The sequence below is a fragment of the Planobispora rosea genome (assembly GCF_014648175.1).
GTDB lineage: Bacteria > Actinomycetota > Actinomycetes > Streptosporangiales > Streptosporangiaceae > Planobispora > Planobispora rosea.
This window is the reverse complement of the sequence record NZ_BMQP01000009.1, coordinates 209,570-231,523: the sequence shown is the minus strand read 5'-3', so window position 1 is coordinate 231,523 and position 21,954 is coordinate 209,570. Positions and strand designations below refer to the sequence as shown.

Annotated in this window: 17 protein-coding genes; 8 read left to right on the top strand and 9 right to left on the bottom strand. The window is 72.6% G+C overall.

Features of this window, described 5'->3' with window-relative positions:
• Positions 1–198 precede the first annotated feature (198 nt).
• The 6 genes from IEZ08_RS40510 (at position 199) to IEZ08_RS39490 (ending at position 9,018) form a co-directional block, all read left to right on the top strand.
• On the top strand, positions 199–1,704 hold the full coding sequence (locus IEZ08_RS40510) for a BTAD domain-containing putative transcriptional regulator (protein ID WP_068922508.1): 1,506 nt from the start codon (positions 199–201) through the stop codon (positions 1,702–1,704).
• Positions 1,705–1,706: 2 nt separating this feature from the next.
• A complete protein-coding gene (locus tag IEZ08_RS12020) occupies positions 1,707–3,839 on the top strand; it encodes a sensor histidine kinase (protein ID WP_189242149.1) in 2,133 nt (710 codons plus the stop codon).
• 98 nt (positions 3,840–3,937) lie between these two features.
• Positions 3,938–4,876 (top strand): TolB-like translocation protein, encoded by a 939-nt coding sequence (locus tag IEZ08_RS12015; protein WP_189242148.1) that lies wholly within the window; start codon positions 3,938–3,940, stop codon positions 4,874–4,876.
• A 153-nt stretch (positions 4,877–5,029) separates the two neighbouring features.
• Positions 5,030–6,571 carry a glycoside hydrolase family 13 protein gene (locus IEZ08_RS12010; RefSeq protein ID WP_068922506.1) on the top strand — a complete coding sequence of 514 codons (1,542 nt, stop codon included), beginning with the start codon at positions 5,030–5,032 and terminating at the stop codon, positions 6,569–6,571.
• Positions 6,572–6,678: 107 nt separating this feature from the next.
• A complete protein-coding gene (locus IEZ08_RS12005; protein WP_068922505.1) occupies positions 6,679–8,463 on the top strand; it encodes an NAD+ synthase in 1,785 nt (594 codons plus the stop codon).
• A gap of 261 nt (positions 8,464–8,724) precedes the next feature.
• A complete protein-coding gene (locus IEZ08_RS39490) occupies positions 8,725–9,018 on the top strand; it encodes a PDDEXK family nuclease (RefSeq protein ID WP_229803055.1) in 294 nt (97 codons plus the stop codon).
• On the opposite strand, the gene IEZ08_RS11995 is transcribed toward IEZ08_RS39490, so the two are convergent.
• From IEZ08_RS11995 to IEZ08_RS11965, 7 genes are all read right to left on the bottom strand, one after another.
• Positions 9,019–9,585, bottom strand: coding sequence for a TetR/AcrR family transcriptional regulator (locus IEZ08_RS11995; protein WP_229803054.1), 567 nt, complete (start codon positions 9,583–9,585; stop codon positions 9,019–9,021).
• A gap of 8 nt (positions 9,586–9,593) precedes the next feature.
• Positions 9,594–10,913: a hypothetical protein gene (locus IEZ08_RS11990; protein WP_068922502.1), complete on the bottom strand. Its 1,320-nt coding sequence runs from the start codon at positions 10,911–10,913 to the stop codon at positions 9,594–9,596.
• The gene (locus tag IEZ08_RS11985) at positions 10,910–11,386 is read right to left on the bottom strand and encodes a hypothetical protein (RefSeq protein ID WP_141703796.1); all 477 of its coding nucleotides are present in this window, start codon (positions 11,384–11,386) and stop codon (positions 10,910–10,912) included. The genes IEZ08_RS11990 and IEZ08_RS11985 overlap by 4 nt, the downstream gene beginning before the upstream one ends.
• The gene (locus tag IEZ08_RS11980) at positions 11,383–13,401 is read right to left on the bottom strand and encodes a right-handed parallel beta-helix repeat-containing protein (RefSeq protein WP_203863336.1); all 2,019 of its coding nucleotides are present in this window, start codon (positions 13,399–13,401) and stop codon (positions 11,383–11,385) included. Before IEZ08_RS11980 ends, IEZ08_RS11985 begins: the two co-directional genes overlap by 4 nt.
• A 218-nt stretch (positions 13,402–13,619) precedes the next feature.
• On the bottom strand, positions 13,620–14,249 hold the full coding sequence (locus IEZ08_RS11975) for a TetR/AcrR family transcriptional regulator (protein ID WP_068922501.1): 630 nt from the start codon (positions 14,247–14,249) through the stop codon (positions 13,620–13,622).
• 7 nt (positions 14,250–14,256) lie between these two features.
• Positions 14,257–15,822 (bottom strand): MFS transporter, encoded by a 1,566-nt coding sequence (locus tag IEZ08_RS11970; RefSeq protein ID WP_189242147.1) that lies wholly within the window; start codon positions 15,820–15,822, stop codon positions 14,257–14,259.
• 172 nt (positions 15,823–15,994) lie between these two features.
• The gene (locus IEZ08_RS11965; protein ID WP_068922499.1) at positions 15,995–17,188 is read right to left on the bottom strand and encodes an MFS transporter; all 1,194 of its coding nucleotides are present in this window, start codon (positions 17,186–17,188) and stop codon (positions 15,995–15,997) included.
• 159 nt (positions 17,189–17,347) lie between these two features.
• Here IEZ08_RS11965 and panB point away from each other — a divergent pair, with 159 nt between their 5' ends.
• Positions 17,348–18,193: a 3-methyl-2-oxobutanoate hydroxymethyltransferase gene (gene panB, locus IEZ08_RS11960; protein ID WP_068922498.1), complete on the top strand. Its 846-nt coding sequence runs from the start codon at positions 17,348–17,350 to the stop codon at positions 18,191–18,193.
• A gap of 46 nt (positions 18,194–18,239) precedes the next feature.
• On the opposite strand, the gene IEZ08_RS11955 is transcribed toward panB, so the two are convergent.
• The gene (locus IEZ08_RS11955; RefSeq protein ID WP_068922497.1) at positions 18,240–19,160 is read right to left on the bottom strand and encodes a threonine/serine dehydratase; all 921 of its coding nucleotides are present in this window, start codon (positions 19,158–19,160) and stop codon (positions 18,240–18,242) included.
• 14 nt (positions 19,161–19,174) lie between these two features.
• On the bottom strand, positions 19,175–20,347 hold the full coding sequence (locus tag IEZ08_RS11950; protein WP_068922496.1) for a trans-sulfuration enzyme family protein: 1,173 nt from the start codon (positions 20,345–20,347) through the stop codon (positions 19,175–19,177).
• A gap of 62 nt (positions 20,348–20,409) precedes the next feature.
• Between IEZ08_RS11950 and IEZ08_RS11945 the strand changes: the two genes are divergently transcribed.
• A complete protein-coding gene (locus IEZ08_RS11945; RefSeq protein ID WP_189242146.1) occupies positions 20,410–21,924 on the top strand; it encodes an aminotransferase-like domain-containing protein in 1,515 nt (504 codons plus the stop codon).
• Positions 21,925–21,954 lie beyond the last annotated feature (30 nt).

Here is a 21,954-nt window from a genome sequence, read left to right as displayed (position 1 = left end):
TCGCCCTGGCCGCCGCACTCATCTGCTACCGCAGACTCACCAAATGAGTCACCCTCTTAGTCACCGGAGTCACCGGACGCCGTCTGAGCGCCCGGTTGATGGGATACATCCGTTACAACCTGGTTCATCACAGGGAACGAACGATGGTGGGTGTTACCGTATGACATCAGCCCAGGTAGCCGTACCCTTACCGGTGCGATGCTGATATTTCGTGCTTTAGGACCGTTCCAGGCCTGCCACGGTGACGTGGTTCTCGACCTCGGCGGGCAACGTCAGATGGCGGTACTGGCCCGGCTTCTCGTGGCCAGGGGCCGCGCCGTCCCGGTGAGCGTGCTCATCGACGAGCTCTGGCCGGGCGAACCCCCGGCCCAGGCGCTGTCCACCATCCAGGGATACGTGTCCCGGCTGCGGCGCGCGCTGGAGCCGGGCCGCGCGCCGCGCAAGGAGGCGGAGGTCCTCGTCTCGGCGCCTCCGGGATACGCGCTGCGCGCCGAGACCGGCCAGGTCGACTGCTGGAGTTTCGAGAAGACGGTCAAGATGGAGGGCGACCCGGCCACGGTGTGGGAGCGCATGGACCAGGCGCTCTCCCTGTGGCGGGGGCCCGCGCTGGCCGAGTTCTCCGACCTGACGTGGGCGGTGACGGAGGCGGGCCGGCTGGAGGAGCTCCGGCTGACCGCGGTCGAGCGCCGCGCCGACGCCGGACTGGCGCTCGGCCACTCCGCGGCCCTGGTCGCGGATCTGGAGGCGCACGTCTCGGCCCACCCGCTCCGGGAGGAGGGCTGGCGGCTGCTCGCCCTCGCCCTGTACCGGGGCGGCAGGCAGGGCGACGCGCTGGGAGCGCTCCGGCGCGCCAGAACCGTGCTCCGCGACGAGCTGGGCCTAGACCTCGGCGCCACGCTCCAGCGGCTGGAGTCCGACATGCTGGTCCAGGCTCCCCACCTGGACCTGCCCAAGGAGCAGCCGGTCACCGCGCACCGGCCCGGCCCGCCGTCCCCGCCCGGCGTTCCCGCGCCGGGCGGGAACGCCGCGGGCTCCGCGACCCCGGCCCTGCGCGTCCTCGTGGTGGACGACCAGGCGCTGGTCCGCACCGGACTGCGCGTGGTGCTGGAGAGCGAACCGGGCTTCGAGCTCGCCGGCGAGGCCGGGGACGGCGAGCAGGCGATCGCGCTCGCCCGTGAGACCCGCCCCGACCTGGTGCTGATGGACATCCAGATGCCCAGGCTGGACGGGCTGACCGCCGCACGGCGGATCCTCGCCGAGGAGAACCCGCCGAAGGTGATCATGATGACCACGTTCGGCACCGACGACAACCTCTACTCGGCGCTGCGGGCCGGGGTGAGCGGCTTCGTGCTCAAGACCTCCGCCCCCGAGCAGCTCATCACCGCGATGCGGGCCGCGCAGGCCGGTGACGCGCTGATCGACCCCGCCGTCACCACCCGGCTCATCTCGGCCTTCGCCGGGCGCACCGACCCCGCGGCCCCGCCCGCGCTCGCCGGTCTCAGCGACGCCGAGCTGGACCTGCTCAAGCTGATCGCCCGGGGACTGACCAACCGGCAGATCTCGGCGACCCTCGCGGTGCCCGAGGAGGCCGTGGCCGCGTCGGTGAGCAAGCTCCTGGACCACCTGGGGCTGTTCGACCGCGCCCAGCTCGTCGTCGCGGCGTACGAGTCCGGCCTGGTCAACCCGGGCGACACGGGCAGATAGCGATGTACTCGCAGGCGGGGGGACGCCACCACACCGCTCCCGGCGGGGAGGCGGGGGCGCACGGGGCCGGCGGCACCGGCGGCACCCGCGGCATCGACGGCATCGACGGTTTCGACGGTTTCGACGGTCCCCGCCCGAGCGCGATGGCCGCGTTCCTCACCTCTCCCCCGGGGATCCTCGCCGCCGTCACGGCCCTCGCCTCCCTGCTGCTGGCCGTGTGGGGGTTCGTCGCCGGTCTCGGTCTGCCGCCCGGGTGGAACCTCGACATCCCGGCCACCCCCGACACCGCGGCGGGCGTGACCTTCCCCCTGGTGGGGATCTTCCTGCTGGCGCACGGCGCGCCCCGGGTCACCGGCTGGCTGATGTGCGCCGGCGGACTGGGCTGCGCGGTCAACATCTTCGCGACGTCGGCCACGCTGGCGGCCGGGGCCGCGGGCGACATGGCCGCCGCGGGATACCTGCGCTGGCTGATGTGCCTGGGCTGGGGGATCGGCGGCGTTCTGCTCGGCGTCATCATGCCGCTGTTCTCCCCCGACGGCCGGCTGCCGTCGCCGCGCTGGCGGCCGGTGCTCGCGCTGGCGATCGCCATGATCGTCATACAGACCGTCTATCAGCTCCTCCTCCCGTCGCCGCCTCCGGAACGCTCTCCCTGGCCCGAGCCGATCCCCAACCCGATCGGCGTCGAGGCGCTCGCCCCCTACGCCGCCGCCGGTCAGGCGGTCATGCAGTCGATTCTCGTGGGGCTCGTCGCGGTGGCCGTGGTCTCGCTGGTGGTGCGCTTCCGCCGGGCCGACGCGACCGGGCGGCGGCAGATCGCCTGGCCGGTGTCCGCCTTCGCCATCTACACCTTCTTCCTGGCCGGTGGGCAGGACTGGTGGCTGATGTCCACGTCGTGGACCGTCCTCACCGCCGTCGCGATCGCCTTCGCCGCCCTGCGCTACCGGCTGTACGGAATCGACACCGTGATCAGCCGCGCCTTCGTGGCCGCCGGTCTGATCGCCGCGGTCAGCGCGGTCTACTTCGGCGCGGGCGCCGTGGCCGGGCTGGTCCTGTCGGGCTACGACCGGATCGTCGGCCTGGCCGCCGCGCTGGTCGCCGGGGTGTTCTTCCAGCCGCTCCGCGTCCGGCTGCGGCGCCTGGTCGACCGGCTCATGTACGGCACGCACGGCGACCCGGCCGCCCTGGCCGCCCGGCTGACCCGGGAGGTCGGCGAGGCGGAGCCCGGCGGCGCCCTGGTCGCCGTCGCCGCCGTGATCCGTGACGGGCTCAGCGTCACCGGGGTCGTGGTCGAGGTGGACGGCCCGGAGGCCCGGAGGGTGGAGCTCGGCCTGCTGGGACCGGCCCCGCGCGTGGTCCCGCTGATCTGGCACGGCGAGCCGGTCGGCCGCCTGCTGCTGGGCTCCCCGGGACCGCGCAGGTTCGCCGCGGCCTACAACGACCGGCTGATCGCCGTGGTCACGCCGTACGCGGCCGACGTGGCGCACGCCATCCGGATGACCGCCGATCTGCAGCGCTCCCGCGAGCGCATCCTGACCGCCCGCGAGGAGGAACGCCGCCGTCTCCGCCGGGACCTGCACGACGGGCTCGGCCACGCGCTGACCGACATGGCGATGTCGATCAACATGGCCAAGATCAGTCTGCGCTCCGCCCCGGCCTCCGCCGACCGGCTCCTGCTCGGCCTGCGCGACGGGATGGACAACGTCAACCAGGAGATCAGGGAGCTGGTGTACGGCCTGCGCCCGCCGACCCTGGACGAGCTCGGCCTGGCGGGTGCCGTACGGGCACTGGCGGCCGAGAGCGGGCCGTCGGTGACGGTGGACACCGAGGGGAACCTGTCCGACCTGCCCGCGGCGGTCGAGGTGGCCGCCTACCGGATCGTCCAGGAGGCGCTCACCAACGTCCGCAAGCACGCCGGGGCCCGTTCCTCGGCGGTCTCACTGCGGCGGGAGGAGTCCGCGCTCACGGTCCGGATCACCGATGACGGGCGCGGGCTGCCCGAGGAGGCGCGGTCCGGGATCGGTCTGATCTCGATGCGCGAGCGGGCCTCCGAGCTGGGCGGGACCTGTGCGATCGGTCCGGCGGCCGGGGGCGGCACGGCCGTCGAGGCGGTCCTCCCGATCACGGGTTGTCCCTGAGGGGTTTCGGTTACGACAATTCCCGCGAATCCGGTGAACCTTTTGGGATGCTCAGGCTTCTAATCACCGGTATCGACCCCTTTTTGAGGAGAACTGTCGTGAAGTACTGGGCCCTGGCCGCGGGTGCCGCACTCGCCGTATCCGCCGCCCTGCCGGCACAGGCAGCCACCCCGGCACAGAGCCCGGCACAGAGCGGGGCTCCGGCACCGCTGACCGGCCAGGGCGTCTATCTGAGCTACGGGAACGACGTCCGGGTGCTGAAGAGCGACGGGCGTCCGGTCTGGGGCAGCCGCGCCGCCTCCTTCACCGGGCAGTTCTCCGCCTCCCCCGACGGCCGGAAGGTCGCCTGGATCGACGGGAAGGGACGCCTGCACGTCTCCAGCGCCACCGCAGGCAAGACCGTGGACAAGATCGTCGCCAGGGGCGCGGCCTACGGCGGCCCCTGCCTGACCCCCGCCTGGTCGGCCGACTCCCGGCGGATCGCCTTCCCCACCGCGGCGGCCGGAGGGTCCGGGAACCAGGAGCGCACCACCGTGGCCGCGGTCGGCGCCGACGGCAAGGGCCTGAGCACGCTCGGCACGACGCTCGGCCCCTGCCACCTCACCTGGTCGGCCGACGGCCGCGCCCTCGCCGGATACGCCGGGGACACGACCGGCGTGCACCTGCTGGCCACCGGTTCGCGCACCTCCACGCGGGTCCCCGGCATCAAGCTCGCCAACCACGTGGAGAGCCTCTCCCCCGACGGCCGCCGTGTCGTGGTGAACGCGATCGGCGCGAACGCGAACGCCGGGGACGGCTCCTGGCCGCTGTCCTTCACCCCGTCGATCCACGACACCCGGACCGGGAAGAAGATCACGATCCCGGTCAAGGGCAGGCTGCTCGGCGCCCGGTACCTGCGTGACGGCCGCCTGGTGGTCCGGGTCGCGGGCAAGCCCGGCAACACGCTGGTCGTCCTGGACTCCTCCGGGAAGACGCTGCAGCGCCTGAGCGAGAAGGCCGGTGTCAGGAACCTCGGCCTGCTCCAGATCCTCGGCTGATCCGGCACCACGTTCTTCGGGAGTCTCCGAGACTCCCCCGGGATTCCCGGGCTCTCCCGGGATTCCCGGGAGTTTCCGGGGGACGGATATCGGACCGCCTCCCGGGGGAGGAACCCCAGCGGATATCGTCCGGGCTCTCGGGAGGAACAACCCATGTGGTGGCGTGACGCCGTCGTCTACCAGGTCTACCTGCGCTCGTTCGCCGACTCCGACGGCGACGGCGTGGGCGATCTGGAGGGGCTCCGGGCCCGGCTGGGCTACCTGACCGAACTGGGCGTCGACGGGATCTGGCTCAACCCCTGCTACCCCTCCCCCGGCGCCGACCACGGCTACGACGTCGCCGACTACACCGACATCGACCCCCGCTACGGCGGCCTGCCCGCCTTCGACCGGCTGCTGGCCGAGGCCCACGCCCTGGGGCTGAAGGTCTTCATGGACCTGGTGCCCAACCACTGCTCGGTCGAGCACGCCTGGTTCAAGGAGGCGCTGGCCGGCGACCGGGCCGCGCGGGAGCGGTTCATCTTCCGGCCCGGCCGCGGCGACGAGCCGCCCAACAACTGGCGCTCCGTCTTCGGCGGCCCGGCCTGGACCCGGGTCGACGACGAGTGGTACCTGCACAGCTTCGACTCCGGCCAGCCCGACTTCAACTGGCGCAACCCCGAGGTCGCCGCCTACTTCGAGGACGTGCTGCGCTTCTGGTTCGACCGGGGCGTGGACGGCTTCCGCATCGACGTGGTGCACATGCTGTTCAAGCACGCCGACCTGCCCGACTGGCCGCACCATCCGGAGTACAACATCCTGGCGCAGAACCAGCCCGAGGTGCACGACGTGCTGCGCCGCTGGCGCAAGATCGCCGATGCCCGCGAGCGGATCCTCGTCGGCGAGATCTGGGTGCCCACGGTCGGCGACCTCGCGCTCTACCTGCGCCCCGACGAGCTCCAGCAGGCGTTCTACTTCGACCTGCTGGTCTGCCCCTGGGACGCCGCCCGTTTCCGCGCCTCCATCGAGCGAGGGCTGGAGCAGATCGTCTCCACCGGCGCGGTGATCACCTGGACGCTCGCCAACCACGACGTGCACCGGACGGTCAGCCGCTTCGGGCTGGTCTCCCGTACCGGCGGCCCGGACACCCGGCCGCGCGGCGTGGTGGACGTCGACCTGGGCGTACGGCGGGCGCGCGCCGCGACGATGCTGCTGCTGGCCCTGCCCGGCTCGGTCTACCTCTACCAGGGCGAGGAGGCCGGCCTGCCCGAGGTCCTCGACCTGCCCGACGAGCTCAGGCAGGATCCCACCTGGTTCCGCTCGGGCAAGCAGGAGCACGGCCGCGACGGCTGCCGGGTCCCGCTGCCGTGGACGTCCGCGGGACCGTCGTTCGGCTTCTCCCCCTCGTCGATCGCCTGGCTGCCGCAGCCCGACTGGTTCGGGGCGTTCGCGATCGAGGACCAGATGTCCCGCCCCGACTCGACCTGGACCCTGCACCGCGACGCCCTGCGGATGCGCCCGGCGTTCACCGGTCCGCTGGAGTGGCTGCCCTCCGGCCGCGAGGACGTGATCGTCTTCCGGCGGGGTGACATGGTCTGCGTGACCGTCTTCGGCGGCGACCCGTACCCGGTGGAATGGGGCACGCCCGCGCTCAGCTCCGCCCCCACCCACGCCGGGGTGGTGGCCGGGGCGAGCACCGCCTGGTTCCGCGTCTGACTCCCGCTCCCGGCGGGGAGACCGGGCGGCCGGATCAGGCCGCGCCCCGTCCGGCACGGGCGTCACCCTCTTCCCGGTCTCCCGTCCGGCGCGAATAGGGTTGGATCGTGGCTCAACTGCGAATCGCCCTTGCCCAGACCAACCCCGCGGTCGGCGACCTGGCGGCCAACACCGACAAGCTGATCGAGTGGACCCGGCGTGCCACCGGCCGGGGCGCGCACCTGGTGGTCTTCACCGAGATGTTCCTCACCGGCTACCCGGCCGAGGACCTGGTGCTGCGGAACTCGTTCGTGGAGGCGTCGATCGCGGCGGCCGAGGCCGCGGCCGGGCGGTTGGCCGAGGCCGGGCTCGGCGAGACCCCCGTCGTCGTCGGATACGTCGACCGGGCCAGGCTCGCCCCCCGGGTCGGACAGCCCAAGGGCGCCCCGCTCGACGCCGCGGCGCTGCTCCACCGGGGCCGGGTGGCCGTCAAGACCGCCAAGCACCACCTGCCGAACTACGGCGTCTTCGACGAGTACCGCTACTTCGTGCGCGGCGACCGATTGCCGATCTTCCGGCTGCACGGGGTGGACGTGGCCGTCGCCGTCTGCGAGGACCTGTGGCAGGACGGCGGGCCGGTGGCGGTGGCGGCCGAGGCCGGGGCCGGGCTGCTGGTCGTGCCGAACGCCTCGCCGTACGAGCGGGAGAAGGACGACGTGCGCCTGGCGCTGGTCTCCCGGCGGGCGCGGGAGGCGGGCTGCGCCCTCGCCTACGCCAACCAGGTCGGCGGGCAGGACGAGCTGGTCTTCGACGGTGACTCGATCATCGTCTCCGCCTCGGGCGAGCTGGTGGCGCGGGCCGCGCAGTTCACCGAGGAGCTGCTGGTGGCTGACCTGGAGCTGCCCGAGGCCTCCCCCGGCGGGCCCGGCACGTTCGAGGTGGACGCCGGGGACGGCACCGTCATCACGGTGGAGCGGGTGGAGCTGTCGGCCCGCCCGCTGGAACCGTACGAGCCGGAGCCCCCGGTGATCGCCGCGCACCTGGACGACACCGCCGAGGTCTACTCCGCGCTGGTCCTGGCGGTCCGCGACTACGTCGCCAAGAACGGCTTCCAGTCGGTCATCCTCGGCCTGTCCGGCGGCATCGACTCGGCCCTGACGGCGACGATCGCCTCCGACGCGATCGGCCCGGAGCGGGTCCACGCGGTGCTGATGCCCTCGGTCTACTCCTCCGAGCACTCGCTGGCCGACGCGCAGGAGCTGGTGAACCGGCAGGGGATCAACGCCCAGATCGTGCCGATCGCCGACATCGTCACCTCCTTCGAGAAGGACATCCACCTGACCGGGCTCGCGGCGGAGAACCTGCAGGCCCGGGTGCGCGGCATGATCCTGATGGGCCTGTCCAACCAGCACGGCCACCTGGTGCTGACCACCGGCAACAAGAGCGAGCTGGCCACCGGCTACTCCACCCTCTACGGCGACTCAGCGGGCGGCTTCGCGCCCATCAAGGACGTCCTGAAGACCCTGGTCTGGAAGCTCGCCCGCTGGCGCAACGCCCAGGTCGGCCTCTCCAGCCCGTTCCTGCGCGGCTTCCCGCGCCCGCCGATCCCGGAGAACTCCATCGAGAAGGAGCCCAGCGCCGAGCTCCGCCCCGACCAGCGCGACACCGACTCCCTGCCGGCGTACGACGTGCTGGACCGCCTCCTGGACGACTACGTCGAAAAGGACATGGGCTCCGCTGAGCTGATCGCCGCCGGCCACGACCCCGCCCTGGTCGCCCGGGTCATCCGCCTGGTCGACCTGGCCGAGTACAAGCGCCGCCAGTATCCCCCGGGCCCCAAGATCACCCCCAAGAACTTCGGCCGCGACCGCCGCCTGCCCATCACCAACCGCTGGCGCGAGACCACCCCCTGACGTCTCTTCGTATTCGTTTTACTGACAGAGGGTAATCGCCATACTCTCCCCTTCACAGTTCATGAGCAGCGGGGAGAGCGGATGGACGCGTTCCCCGGCGGAGAGCGGCCGGAGACGGCGATGCAGGAGCACCACCGCACTCCGCTCCCGCTCCCCGGGGTCTTGGGGCCTACACAGTCGATGACTGGCTGGCGCTCCCCGGGACCGGGGAGCGCATCGAGCTCGTCGACGGCAGCCTCGTCGTGAGCCCCGTTCCGGCCTGTGAACACGCGTTGTGCGCCCAGCGGCTGGTGCGCATCCTCGATCGTCAGCCCCGGCAACCGCAAGCGCGACTACCTCGTCAAGCCCGCCTCCTACGCCGCCGCCGGGGTCCCGGTGTTCATGCGGGTGGAGCTGCACGGCGAGGGCGTGATGCCCCTGGTGGAGGTGTTCGCCGGCGAGGAGGACCGGTCCGTCAGAGTGGCCGCCGCGCGGGCCGGGGAGCTGCTCTCCCTCAGGGAACCGTACGAGATCGTCTTCGACCCCGCCGTCCTCACCGGTCCGCGCCGCCGTTGATCAGTGGGGCAGGGCGCGGTCGAGGTAGGCGCGGAGCAGTTCCTTGGTCTCGGCGACGTAGTACGGGTCGCCCTCCGGGGACTCGCGGAAGGCGAGCTTGAGCAGGGCGTCGGCGGCCTCGACGGCGACGGTCATCGGGCGGGTCAGGGCCGCCTGGTCGGCGGGCGAGATACGGCGGGCGAGATGGGCCGCCAGGGACTCGGCGACCACCCGGTTCTCGCGGAAGTCCACGACGGCGAAGCCCGGGACGGTGCGCTTCATCTCGACGTACTCGTCCACGACCAGGTCCACCATGGCCGGCCAGTGCGTCACGCCCTCCAGCCGCCGCTCGATCCCCGCCAGGAAGCGCTCCAGGTTGCGCCGGGCCAGGGCGTCGGCCAGGCCGCGCTTGTCGCGGAAGAAGTGGTAGATCGAGCCGATCGGCACCTCGGCGCGGGCCGCCACCGCACGGGTGCTCAGCGCCTCGTAGCCGCCCTCGTCGAGCAGGGCGGCGGCCGCGTCGAGCATCTGGTTCACCCGTTCCACGCTGCGCTGCTGGACCGGACTTCGGCGTACGGAGGATCCCACGGCCCCAATCATGCCGCGAGCAGCAGGGTGAGCCCGCCGAGGGTGTAGCAGACCATCAGGATCAGCAGCGGGATCTGCCCGGCGACCGCCCGCACCGGCGTGAACAGCCGCACCGAGCGGTCGTGGGCGGCGACCACGCCCGCGACGTGGCCGGCCACGATGGCCAGCACCTGGACGGAAGCGATCACACCGGGGCCCACGATCTCGGTGTCCACGGCCCGGTCCAGCCCGAAGGAGAGGACGGCCGCCCGCTGGCCCTCGACGACCAGGAGGGAGAAGTAGTGGGCGATCAGGTAGCCGACCGCGATCGGGATGAGCGAGTGGGCGAACAGGGCCGCCGTCCCGCCTCCGGCGGCCCGCGCGGCGCCTCCCGGGCCGCCGCCTCCGCCGATCCGTGCACCGTCGGCCGGGACGGCGGCACCGCCGATCAGTCCGGCCGCGCCGACGCACGCCCGGTAGAGCAGCGCCACGAGCAGGATCGCCGCGAGCAGGCCGAGGGTCCCGGTCGCGGTACGGCCCAGCGGCCCGGACTGCAGGGTGTTCACCCACCACGGCGCGCCGGAGAAGCCGTCGTAGCCGGTCGAGCCGAGCAGCACGCACACGGTGGCGACCAGGCCCGGGGCCGGGCGCAGGGCGTCGAGGCCGTCGAAGGGGTTGCGCAGGACGAGCCTGCCGTCGTCCCGGCGGCCCAGCGGGGACAGCCGGCCGATCAGGGCCGAGTACACCTCGAAGGCGTCGGCCCGGTCGAACCATCCGGCGCCGTACCGCGACGCCCCGGCCAGGTGCGCGGTGCCGTACAGCGTGAAGAAGACCAGCAGCGTGGTGGTCGAGGCCGGTTCCGGCGAGACCAGTTCCATCCAGGTGAACGCGGCCAGGCCGAGCGCGGACGGCCAGTAGCCGAAGGGGGCGGGGCCCCGGTCCCGGCCGCCGAGCAGCAGATGGATCGTGCGCAGCGGGTTGAGCAGCCTCCAGACCGGGCCGAACAGCAGCGACGCCGGGATCAGGCCGGTCCACAGCACCACGTAGACCAGGTGGGCGGCCGGATTGCGTTCCGGATCGTCGGGGCCCAGGAGCATCCACGCCCCGGCGAAGGCGGTCCCGGCCAGTCCCAGGATCCGCAGGGTCCAGCGGGTCCGCGCGCCCTCGGGCAGCGCCACCGGCCGCCCCGCCGTACCGCCCCGGAACCGTGAGTCCGCCCAGAGCAGCGCGAGCCCCAGGAACGAGACGAACAGGGCGGCGAACGCCCCGGCGAAGGCGTAGAACAGCGGGATGGGCAGGTCGTGGCGGTCCCCCACGCCGTGCGCGAGGAGCTCCGCCGCGGGGGTCATCGGACCAGGAGCTGGGTGAGGACCAGCCCGGAGCCGTGGGTCTCGACCTCGAACAGGCCGGTGCGGTCGGCGATGAAGTCGACGGTGACCGGCCTGCCCGGTTCCAGCGGCCGGGTCAGGTCGAAGCCGTGGACGTGCAGCTCGTCGGCGGTGTCGGAGGTGACGACCAGGCGGACGGCGTGGCCCCTGACGACCTCGGCGCGGCCGGGGGCGGGGGTCACCCGCCCTCCCGCGATCGTGATCGTGAGCGTCGGGCCCTTGGGCGCGCCGTAGGTGTCGTAGGCCGGGGGCGCGGTGGCCACGGTGTGGTCGGTCCCGGGGTCGTGGTGGCCGGTGGAGATCGTGCAGGCGGACGCGAGCAGGCATGCGCCCAGCACCGCGAGGGCCGGTGGCACCCGGACGGCCCGCGACCGGCCGCTCGCGGGCGCGGAGGACACCGGCGCCTGCCCCGTCCCGTTGCCCGGTGGTGTCACGCGCGGGCCTCCTGCGGGACCTCGGCGGGAGCCGCCGTACGGCGGGGCCGCGGGGCGAGCAGGACGATGGCCCAGAGGGTCCAGACGCCGGCGAGCAGACCGCGGATCCAGCCGGGGCCGACCGGCAGCAGCGGGATCATCATGATCGCCTTGTCGAACGCGTCGGCCAGGGCGAGGACGCCGAGCACGACCGTGAACCAGCCGAAGATCCTCCTGGCCTCCGCGCCGCTGCCCGCCAGCCTCCCGGCCCCGATCCACCACACGCCCATCAGCGCGAGGGCCACGGCGGGCAGCACCGTGTATCCGTACGCCGCCCCGAAGACGTCCAGGGTCAGGCCCGCCAGCCCGGTGAGGGTGACCGCCAGCCCGGCGCGCGAGGGGAACCGGCGGCGCCACAGCAGGACGGCGATCAGGCCGAGGACGAGGGAGCCGGCCAGGGCGAGCTGGACCTCGACCCGGGCCAGGCCGGCCGAGCCGTACCAGTCGCAGCCGGCCGGGAGCCGCCGCTCGCGGATGCTGTACTCGTTGCACAGGTAGTTCTTGGCGATCTTGACCGGTTCGCTGACGACCCGGGACGGTCCCGCCGAGCCGCAGGCGGGCAGCGCCCAGGGGGTGGAGGGGCCGACGCCGTCCTGCCAGCAGTTGCCGGTGCCCTGGCCGTCCCAGGAGACGCCCGCGCCGTTGGGGCGGCTCTCCCCTGCGGGCGTGACGCCGAGCCGGTTGCCCTCGTAGAGGTTGTGGTGGGAGGTGTCGAACTGCTTGTCCCAGGACTCCTCACCGCGGATGAAGGCGGGTACGGCCAGCAGGTTGAAGGCGGCCTCGTCGTGGCCCCAGATCCAGTTGTCCCGGAAGACGTTCCAGTTGCCGCCCGCGGTGATGACGCCGGTGCCCGGGGGCATGCCGATCTGCGGGCAGACGACGCCCCGCTCGTAGCCGCGCTCCGCCGGGGGTTTGGCGCAGGTGCCGTCGGCGACGTGCCGGTAGTAGTCCTGGTTGTTGTCGTAGATCTTGTTCCGCTCGAACTTCGCGTGGTTCTGCGGCAGGCCCGGGTGCCCGGGGAAGGCGCTGTCCATCGAGGCTCCGCCCATGTTCGCGTAGAACTCGTTGTCGTGGGCGTAGACCGAGTCGCCCGCCGTACCGGAGTAGCCGACCATGTTGTGGTGGCTCCTGCAGCGCCGGATCTCGATGGAGTAGCGCGGCACGTCGTGGCCGCGGCCGCTGTTGATGTCGGAGGCGCTGCCCGGGTAGATGCCGGAGTCGCCGTTGCCGTAGGACTCGCAGTCGGTGTAGAGGCCGTGGTCGCTGGCGAAGGTGAGGAAACCGTACTCGTCGTTCCAGCGGGTGAGCATCCTGTCGATGACGAACCCGTCGGTGGCCAGGATGTACAGCGAGTTGAACGTGGTCCGCTGGGCGGTGAAGTTGCGGAAGTAGATCCCGTCGGCCATGTCGGCCCGGATCGCGTTCAGCTTCTTGTACTGCGCGTCGACGATCACATCCAGCGGGCTCGCGCCGGTGCCCTCGATCTGCAGGTCCTCGATCCCCATGATGGCGACCAGGTTCTGGTTGTGCGGGCACTGTTTCTGCTGCTCGAACGAGAGGATCTGGTAACCCCACGACGACCGGCGGGCGTCCAGCTCGGCGCAGTCCCCGGTGGGCTCGGGCTGGCTGGGCTCCTCCAGGTAGACGCCGGGCAGGATGGCGATGGTCGTCCCCGCCCGGTCGACCTGGTCCACGGCCTCCTGCAGGTGCCGGTAGCCCTCGTCCTGGCAGCGCTCGAACAGCTTCAGGTTGCGCCGTCTCAGGTCGGCGGGGAAGCCCGCGATCCGCCTGCCGAAGTCCGCGCGGTCGGTCTTGCAGACGAGCAGATCGGGCTCACCGGTACGGAGGACCGGGACGCTGCCGGTGCCGTCGGGGAAGGTGACCGGGCGCTCCTCGTGGGCGAGGGCGGCGGAGGCGGACAGCAGCAGGCCGAGGGTCAGCGCGGCGACGGTCATGACCCTGCGCAACGAACGCATGCCGGGAGATTAGAACAATGTTCATGTTTTGCCTAGGGTCCAGAGGACGCCGCGCGGCTCGGAGGACGCCATGGGCCCGGAGGACGCCGCGGCGGACATGGGACGGCCCCCGCGCCGGGAGGCTGCGGGGGCCGGGATTCTGCGTGACGGCCGCCCGAGAGCAGGACGGCCACGCACGGGAGGGGCGGAGGGATACAGACGGATGCGGGGGTACGGCGTCAGCGGGGGGTGAGACCGGACAGGAGGTGGTCGGCGAGGCGCTCGGCGAGCGTCTCGGGAAGGGATCCGGCGTCCGCCCCGGCCTCGCCGAACCCCGCCGACTTGGCGTACCACATCACGGTGCCGACCACCATCGCCATCGCGATCGGGAGGTCGAGGTCGGCGCGGAGCTCACCGGTCTCGACGCCGCGCCGGAGCAGGGCCTCCAGCGCCTCCTGACGCGGCCTGACCGTCGCCTGGCGGATCCGCTCCACCATGCGCGAGTGACGGTCGCCCTCGTTCATGACGATGTTCATCACGCACCGGCTCCGCGCGTCGCCCGCCTCCCGGCGCATGACCTCCAGGTAGGTGATCAGGTCCTCGCGGACCGACCGCCCGGAGACCGGCGGCAGCGGGGCCTTCAGCACTGCCAGGGCGTCGACGACCAGGTCCTCCTTGTTCGACCAGCGCCGGTAGATCGTGGTCTTGCCCACGCCCGCACGGGCGGCGACGGCCTCGATCGACAGATCGGAGATGCCGGAGCTCTCACTGATCAGGTCGAGGGTGGCCTCGATGATCGCCTTCTCCGCCTTGGCACTGCGCGGCCGGCCCGCGGGGCGGGCCGGCCGGTTCTCGTCGGTGGTCGCCATATCGCGCCTACACTACTGCCGGTTCCTTGTCGCGGTTCTCCTCCGACGCGGGGACATGCCTGCCGGGCAGCCAGCGCACCACCGTCAGGGCTCCGACGAGGGCGATTCCCGCCGCGACCAGAGCCGTGACGTGCATGCCGTCCAGGAAGGCCCGCAGCGCGGGGGCGATCAGCGCGGCGCCGCGCTCGCCCAGCTCGCCGGCGAGGGCCAGCGTGCGGGTCAGGGACTCGCCGGCCTCGTGCCGCGCCTCCTCCGGCAGGCCGGCCAGCGCGGGGGTGATCTCGTCGCGGTAGGTCGCCGAGAGCAGCGAGCCGAGCAGGGCCACACCGAGGGCGCCGGCCACCTGGCGCACGGTGTTGCTCATCGCCGAGCCGACCCCGGCCTTCTCCCGGGGCATCGACTCCATGATCGCGGTGGTGGCGGGCGGCATGATGTTGGCCATCGCGGCGCCCTGGACGAAGAAGACGACCTCGATCACCAGGACCGGGGTGCCGGCGTCCATGAACGCGTAGGCGGCCAGGGCGGCGGCCACGATGACCATGCTGACCGTGGCGGTGAGCTTGGCGCCGAAGCGGGCGGTCATCTGCTGGCTGAGGGGGGCGAAGATGAGCTGGGCCACCGCGAACGGGAGCATCAGCGCGCCGGCCTGCAGCGGGGTGAAGCCCAGCACGATCTGCAGGTAGAAGACCAGGAAGAACATCGCGCCCATCATCGCGAAGAACACGATGCCGATCATGCCGATCGCGGTGGAGAAGCGGGGGTCGCGGAAGTGGGTGACGTCGAAGGCCGGGTGGTCGATGCGGCGCTCGTACCAGACGAAGGCGGCCAGGACGGCGACGCCGAGGACCACCGGGACGAGCACCTCGGCGCTGGCGACCGTGGCCAGCTCACCGCCGCGGATGATGCCGTAGGTGAGGGCGACCAGGCCGACGATGGACAGCAGCACGCCGACCGGGTCGAGCTTGGACGGCTTGGGGTCGCGCGACTCGGGCACCACCAGGCCGATGAGCACCATGCTGATCACCACGATCGGCAGGTTGACCAGGAAGACCGACCCCCACCAGAAGTGCTCCAGGAGCAGGCCCCCGGTGATCGGGCCGATCGCCACGGCCAGTCCCACCCCGCCGGCCCAGACGCCGATCGCCTTGCCGCGCTCCTGCGGCGGGAAGACGTTGGAGATGATCGCCAACGTGGCCGGCATGATCGCGGCGCCGCCGATGCCCATGAACGCCCGGGCCGCGATGAGCTGCGCCGGGTCCTGAGCGTAGGCGCTGGCCAGTGAGGCGAGGCCGAACAGGACCATGCCGATGAGCAGCATCCGCTTGCGGCCGGTCCGGTCGCCGATCACCCCGAAGGTGAACAGCAGACCGGCGAAGACGAGAGTGTAGGAGTTGATCGCCCATTCCAGCTGGCTCTGGGAGGCGCCCAGGCCGTCCTGCGGGTCGGCGATCGTCTTCAGGGCGACGTTGAGGATGGTGTTGTCGAGCACGACCGCCAGGAGGCTGAAGACCAGCACTCCCAGGATCTGCCACCGTCTCGGATGACCCAGTTTCTGTTCCAGGGGGGATGTCATGGGGGACTCCATTTTTCGATACGGCAACGTTTCGCAACGCGAGCGTATCGCTATCCATTCCGATACGCAACGGCCCCGTTTCGTATTATTCGGTTGTTCCCCCCTCGGCCACCGGTCGGCCACCCCGCGGGCCCTGCCCCCTGGGGATGGGACACGAGGCCCGCCCGGGACCTCAGGCGGCGACCGGCTCCGGCTCCTCCGCCGCGGTCGCGGTCCGCCGCCAGAACGGCAGGGCGACCAGCACCATCGCCACCCCGACCAGTCCCGCCGTGGCGAACGCCCAGCCGGGTCCCGCGCTGTCGATGATCGCTCCGGCGATCGGCGCCGCGACCGCGCCGCCCACCAGCAGGGCCGTGCCGTGCAGGCCCATGGCCTCACCCCTGGCCCCGGCGGGGACCCAGCGGCTCACCGCCTCCACCGTGGAGGAGAGGCCGGGGGCGCACAGCACCCCGGCCGGGACCAGGGCCACCACCAGCCACCACCAGCCGCCGCCGACCAGCCCGACCGGGATGGTGAGCAGGCCCATGCCGCCGATCAGGACCAGCGGGGAGAACCCGCGCGGCAGCCCGCCGTAGACGAATCCGCCGATCAGCGAGTAGAGGCACCACACCCCGATCGCCAGGCCGATCCAGGCCGTGTCCCCGGCGCGCTCCATCGTCGCCACCAGGGAGAGCTCGGTGGCGGTCAGAATGAAGGTCGCCGCCGAGGCCGTGCCGAGCAGGGTGATCAGCCCGGGGGTCAGCCACCGGCTCCGCGGCACCTTCTCCGCCGCCTCCTCCTTCTCCTCGTCGGAGCGGGTGGGCGGGTCCAGCAGGATCAGCGCCGCGGCGGAGCCGGCCAGGCCGGCCGCGACGAGGCACATCGTCCACGTGCTGCCGAGCGCCGCCGTACCGGCCGCGGCGAACGCGGGCCCGGCCATGTAGGACAGCTCGACCAGCATCGAGTCGAGGGAGAAGCCGGTCCTGCGCTGCTCCACCGGGACCATGGCGGCCAGGCACTGCCGGATCACGCTGAACACCGGGAGCGCCAGCAGGCCCGCGACCACCGAGGCGACGACCAGCACGGGGTACGGCATCGCCCAGGCGGAGGTCCAGAAGGCGAGCTGCGCGGCGCCGGTCACCAGCAGCACCGGCCGCAGGCCGTACCGGTCGGCGAACCTTCCGGCCAGCGGCGAGCCGACGGCCATGCCCACCGTGGTCGCGGTGCCGACCGCACCGGCCTCGAACCACCCCATGCCGAGGCTCCTGATGTGCAGCGTCAACGTGAGACCGACCGCGGTGGACGGGATCCGCGCGAGCAGTCCGACGATCAGCAGCGTCCGCACACCCGGCAGGGCCAGCAGGCGACGGTAAGGTTCGATGGCCATTTTTATTACTTACCTCCCCCTGCATTGTGGCGTACGGCCCCGACAGTTCCGCCACCGGATTACCGGACGCCCGGGGGGTGTTTAACCAAGCGAACGCATGCCATCATCAGAAACGTCCGGGGACGCCACAGGGGCGCCTCGAGACTCTGGAGGGTTCCCATGTCCTCTTCCGTAACCAGTCGGCCGACCGCGCTCTACGGCGGCCAGACCGGACGAAGGGTCACCGTGCGCGACATCGCCGCCGCCAAGGAGCGGGGCGAGAGGTGGCCGATGGTCACCGCGTACGACGCGATGACCGCCAGGATCTTCGACGAGGCCGGGATCCCGGTGCTGCTCGTCGGCGACTCGGCGGCCATGGTGGTCTACGGCTACGACTCCACGCTGCCGGTCTCCGTCGACGACCTCATGCCGCTGACGGCCGCCGTGGTGCGGGGCTCGTCACGCGCGATGGTGGTGGCCGACCTGCCGTTCGGCTCCTACCAGGCCTCCCCCCGGCAGGCGCTCGAGACGGCCGTCCGGTTCATGAAGGAGGCGGGCGCCCACGCGGTCAAGCTGGAGGGCGGGCGCCGGGTGCTCCCCCAGGTCGAGGCCCTCGTCTCGGCGGGCATCCCGGTCATGGCCCACCTCGGCCTGACCCCCCAGTCGGTCAACGTCTTCGGCGGCTACCGGGTCCAGGGCCGCGGCCAGTCCGGCGACGAGCTGATGGCCGACGCCAAGGACCTCGAGGCCGCGGGCGCCTTCTCCGTGGTCCTGGAGTGCGTCCCCGCCGACCTCGCCCAGCGGGTCACGACCTCCCTGTCCATCCCGACGATCGGCATCGGGGCCGGGCCGTCCACCGACGCCCAGGTCCTCGTCTGGCAGGACCTCATGGGCCTGACCGAGCGCCCGGCCAAGTTCGTCAAGAAGTACTTCAACCTCGCCGAGGAGATGGACCGCGCCGTGCGCTCCTTCGCCGACGAGGTCACCGCCGGGTCCTTCCCCACCCCCGAGCACAGCTACCACTGACCCGTCCGCCCGGCGCCGCCGTACGGCGGCGCCGGGGGCCGTAGGCTCAGGCCAGGGTCGAGGGGTCGGTGTTGGCACCGCAGACGATGACGGCCACCCGCTCTCCCGGAGCCGGGACGTAGGCGCCGCAGTGGAGCGCGGCGAAGGCCGCGGCCCCGGCGTGCTCGGTGGCGACGCGGCAGGAGCGCCACAGCTCACGGCGGGCCTCGATGACGGCCTCGTCCGGTACGAGCAGGCTCCGGACCCCGGCGGCGCTGGTGATCCCGTAGGCGATCCGGCCGATCCTGCTCGCCCCGAGCGCGTCCGCGCCCACCCCGCTCACCTCGACCCGGACCGGTCCGCCGGCCGCCAGCGCCCGGTTCAGGGTGGGGATCAGCTCCGGCTCCACCGCCACCACCCGGGCCCGTCCGGCGACGGCCGCCGTGATCCCGCCGATCAGCCCGCCGCCGCCCACCGCGACCAGGATCGTGTCCACTCCCCCGGTCTGCTCCAGTACCTCCAGCCCCGTCGTGCCCTGCCCGGCGACCACGTCGGCCTGGTCGTAGGCGTGGACCTCCAGTGCCCCCGTCTCCGCGGCCCGCTTGACCGACGCCTCGTACGCCTCGGCGTAGATCGCGCCGGTCTGGGTCACCTCCGCCCCCAGCGCCCGCAGCCCGGCGACCTTCACCGGGCTCGCCACCGTGGGGACGAAGATCTCGGCCCGGACGCCCAGCGCGCGGGCGACGTGGGCGACCGCCAGACCGTGGTTGCCGCCGCTGGCGGCGATCAGGCCGGCTTCGGGCAGTTCCCCGGCCTCCCGCGCCGCCAGCGCGCGGTTGAACCCGCCCCGGACCTTGAACGACCCGGAGTGCTGCAGCGTCTCCAGCTTCAGGAACAGTCCCGGCGACATCTCCATGACCGGAGTACGGCGGGCGTATCCGGCGATCCGCTCCGCGGCCCGCTCCACGTCCACGATCGGCACGCTCACGCTCTCACCGCCCGTCAGGAGAGCGCCTGGGCGAAGTCCGCCCACAGGTCCTCGACGTGCTCGATGCCGACCGCGACGCGGACGGTCCCCTCGCCGATCCCGTGCCGGGCGAGTTCCTCTGCGGTCAGCGACTTGTGCGAGGTCGTCGCCGGGTGCAGGATCAGCGTCTCCACGCCGCCGAGCGAGGGGGCCAGCAGCGCCACCCGTACCGAGCTCATGAACCTCTCCCCGGCCGCGCGCCCGCCGACCAGGTCGAAGGAGAAGACTCCGCCGAAGTCGGGCAGCAGCTTGCCCGCCAGCGCGTAGGACGGGTGGGAGGGCAGGCCCGGCCAGTGCACGGCCGACACCGCCGGGTGGGCGTCCAGACGGGTCGCCAGCTCACGCGCGTTGGCGCAGTGGCGCTCCATGCGCAGCGGCAGCGTCTGGATGCCGCGCAGGGTGAGCCAGGCGGCGAACGGGTCGGCGGTCGCGCCCAGGTAGGTGGCGTACTTCCACACCTTCCGGTAGAGCTCGTCGCCGGCGAAGACGGCGATGCCGCCGAGGACGTCGGCGTGGCCGCTCAGGTACTTGGTCGTGGAGTGGACCACCACGTCGGCGCCGTGCTCGATCGGGCGGCACAGGACCGGTGAGGCGAAGGTGTTGTCCACCACCGAGACCAGCCCGGCCTCGCGGGCCGCGGCGCACATCCCCGGCAGGTCGGCCACCTGCGTCACCGGGTTGGCGATCGTCTCCAGGTAGACCAGCTTGGTGGACGGCCGGACCGCCGCGCGCAACGCCTCGGGGTCGTCCTCGGGGACGTAGGTCACCTCGATCCCGAACCGCGCCACCAGGTCGTTGATCATCGCCGCGGTGCCGCCGTAGATGGCCTTCTGGGCGATCAGGTGGTCACCGGGCTGCAGCAGGCACAGCAGCACGGAGTTGATCGCTCCCATGCCCGAGCCGGTGGCCACGGCGCCGGCGCCGCCCTCCAGCCCGGCGACGGCCTCCTCCAGCGCGCGGACCGTGGGGTTGGACAGGCGGCCGTAGACGAACGCCCCGTCGGGACGGTTCATGCCGTCGGCGAAGACGGCCGGGTCGTCGAAGGCGAACCCGGAGGTCTGGTAGAGCGGCACCGCGATCGGACGGCTGCCGTTCAGCGGCGGCTGGGGCAGGTGGACGGTACGGGTCTCCGGGCGCAGTTCAGTCATATGTCAACGATGTCCGTTCATCGGGTTGTTTCTCAGATCCAATCCGGCAAGATTGGTTCATCATGCGATCCAATTTAGACGAGCTGACGGCGCGGCTCGGCAGGTGGTCCTCCGGCCGGGGCCCGCTCTACCTGCTGCTGGCCGTACGGATCCGCGCGCTGATCGACGACGGCGAGCTGCAGCCCGGCAGCCTGCTCCCGCCCGAGCGGCTCCTCGCCCGCAGGCTCGCGGTCGGCCGGGGCACCGTGGTCGCGGCCTACGACCAGCTCCAGCAGGAGGGCAAGGTCGTGCGCCGGCAGGGAAGCGGCACCCGGGTCGCCCCGGCCGCCCTGCCCGCCACCCGGACCACGGCCGCCATGGCGGTCAACCCCCTGCACCAGCATCTGCTGGGCCTGCCGGACGGCGTCGCCCTGCTGTCGTGCGCCGCCCCGGACGAGCCCCCGCCCGCGCTGATCGAGGCCTACGCCGAGGCCGGGGCGGAGCTCGCGACGGTCCGGCACGACATCGGCTACCACCCGGCCGGGTACCCGGTGCTGCGCGAGGCGCTCGCCCGTTACTACCGGGCACGCGGGGTCCCCACCTCTCCCGGGGAGATCCTCGTCACCAACGGCGCGCAGCAGGCGCTGACGCTCCTGGCGGCCGCGTTCCTCTCCCCCGGCGACACCGTGCTGACCGAGCCCGTCACCTATCCCGGCGCGCTGGAGTCCTTCCGGGAGGCCGCGGCGCGTTTCCGTACGGCCGCGGTCCCGGCGGGATCGGGCGCAGGGGCCGGTCCGGCGGGGTCCGCCGCGGCGGGCGGGCCGGTGGAATCAGGCGCGGCGGGCGGGCTCGTGGAGTTCGGGGCGGCGCTGGCCGACCGGCCCGCCCTGGCCTATCTCGTCCCGACCGGGCACAACCCGACGGGCGCGGTCATGCCCTCCCTCGTCCGGCGCCGGCTGGCCGGGCTCGCCGCCGGGCACGACGTGCCGCTCATCGACGACGAGGTCCCTGCCGAGCTCTGCTTCTCCGGCGAGCCGCCGCCTCCGCTCTGCTTCTTCCACCCGGGCGAGCAGATCATCACCGTCGGCTCGCTGAGCAAGATCGTCTGGGGAGGGCTGCGGGTGGGCTGGATCCGCGCGGCCGAGCCGGTGATCTCCCGGCTCTCCCGGCTCCGGGCCGTCCACGACCTCGGCGGGGACGTGCTCTCCCAGCTCGCCGCCGCCCGGCTGCTCACCCGCATCGGCGAGCTGCGCCGCGAGCGCGTCGCGATCCTGCGGCGGCGGCACGACCATCTGCTGGCCGAGCTGGCCCGTGCGCTGCCCGGCTGGTCCGCCGGACCGGCGCTCGGCGGCCAGACCGTCTGGGTACGGCTGCCGCACGGCGACACCGACGCCTTCGTCCAGGTCGCCCTCCGCCACCGGGTGGCGGTCCCGCCGGGACGCGCGTTCGACCCCCTGGGCGGCCACGACGGTTTCCTGCGCCTGCCGTTCCTGCTTCCCGAGGAGGAGCTGACCGCTGCCGTCGAGCGGCTCGCCGCCGCCTGGCACGAGTACGACGGCAGCAGCCTGTCCCGGGTGCTGCACCCCCTGGTCCTCTGACGACCCGCCCCGGTCCTCCGGCGCCCCGTA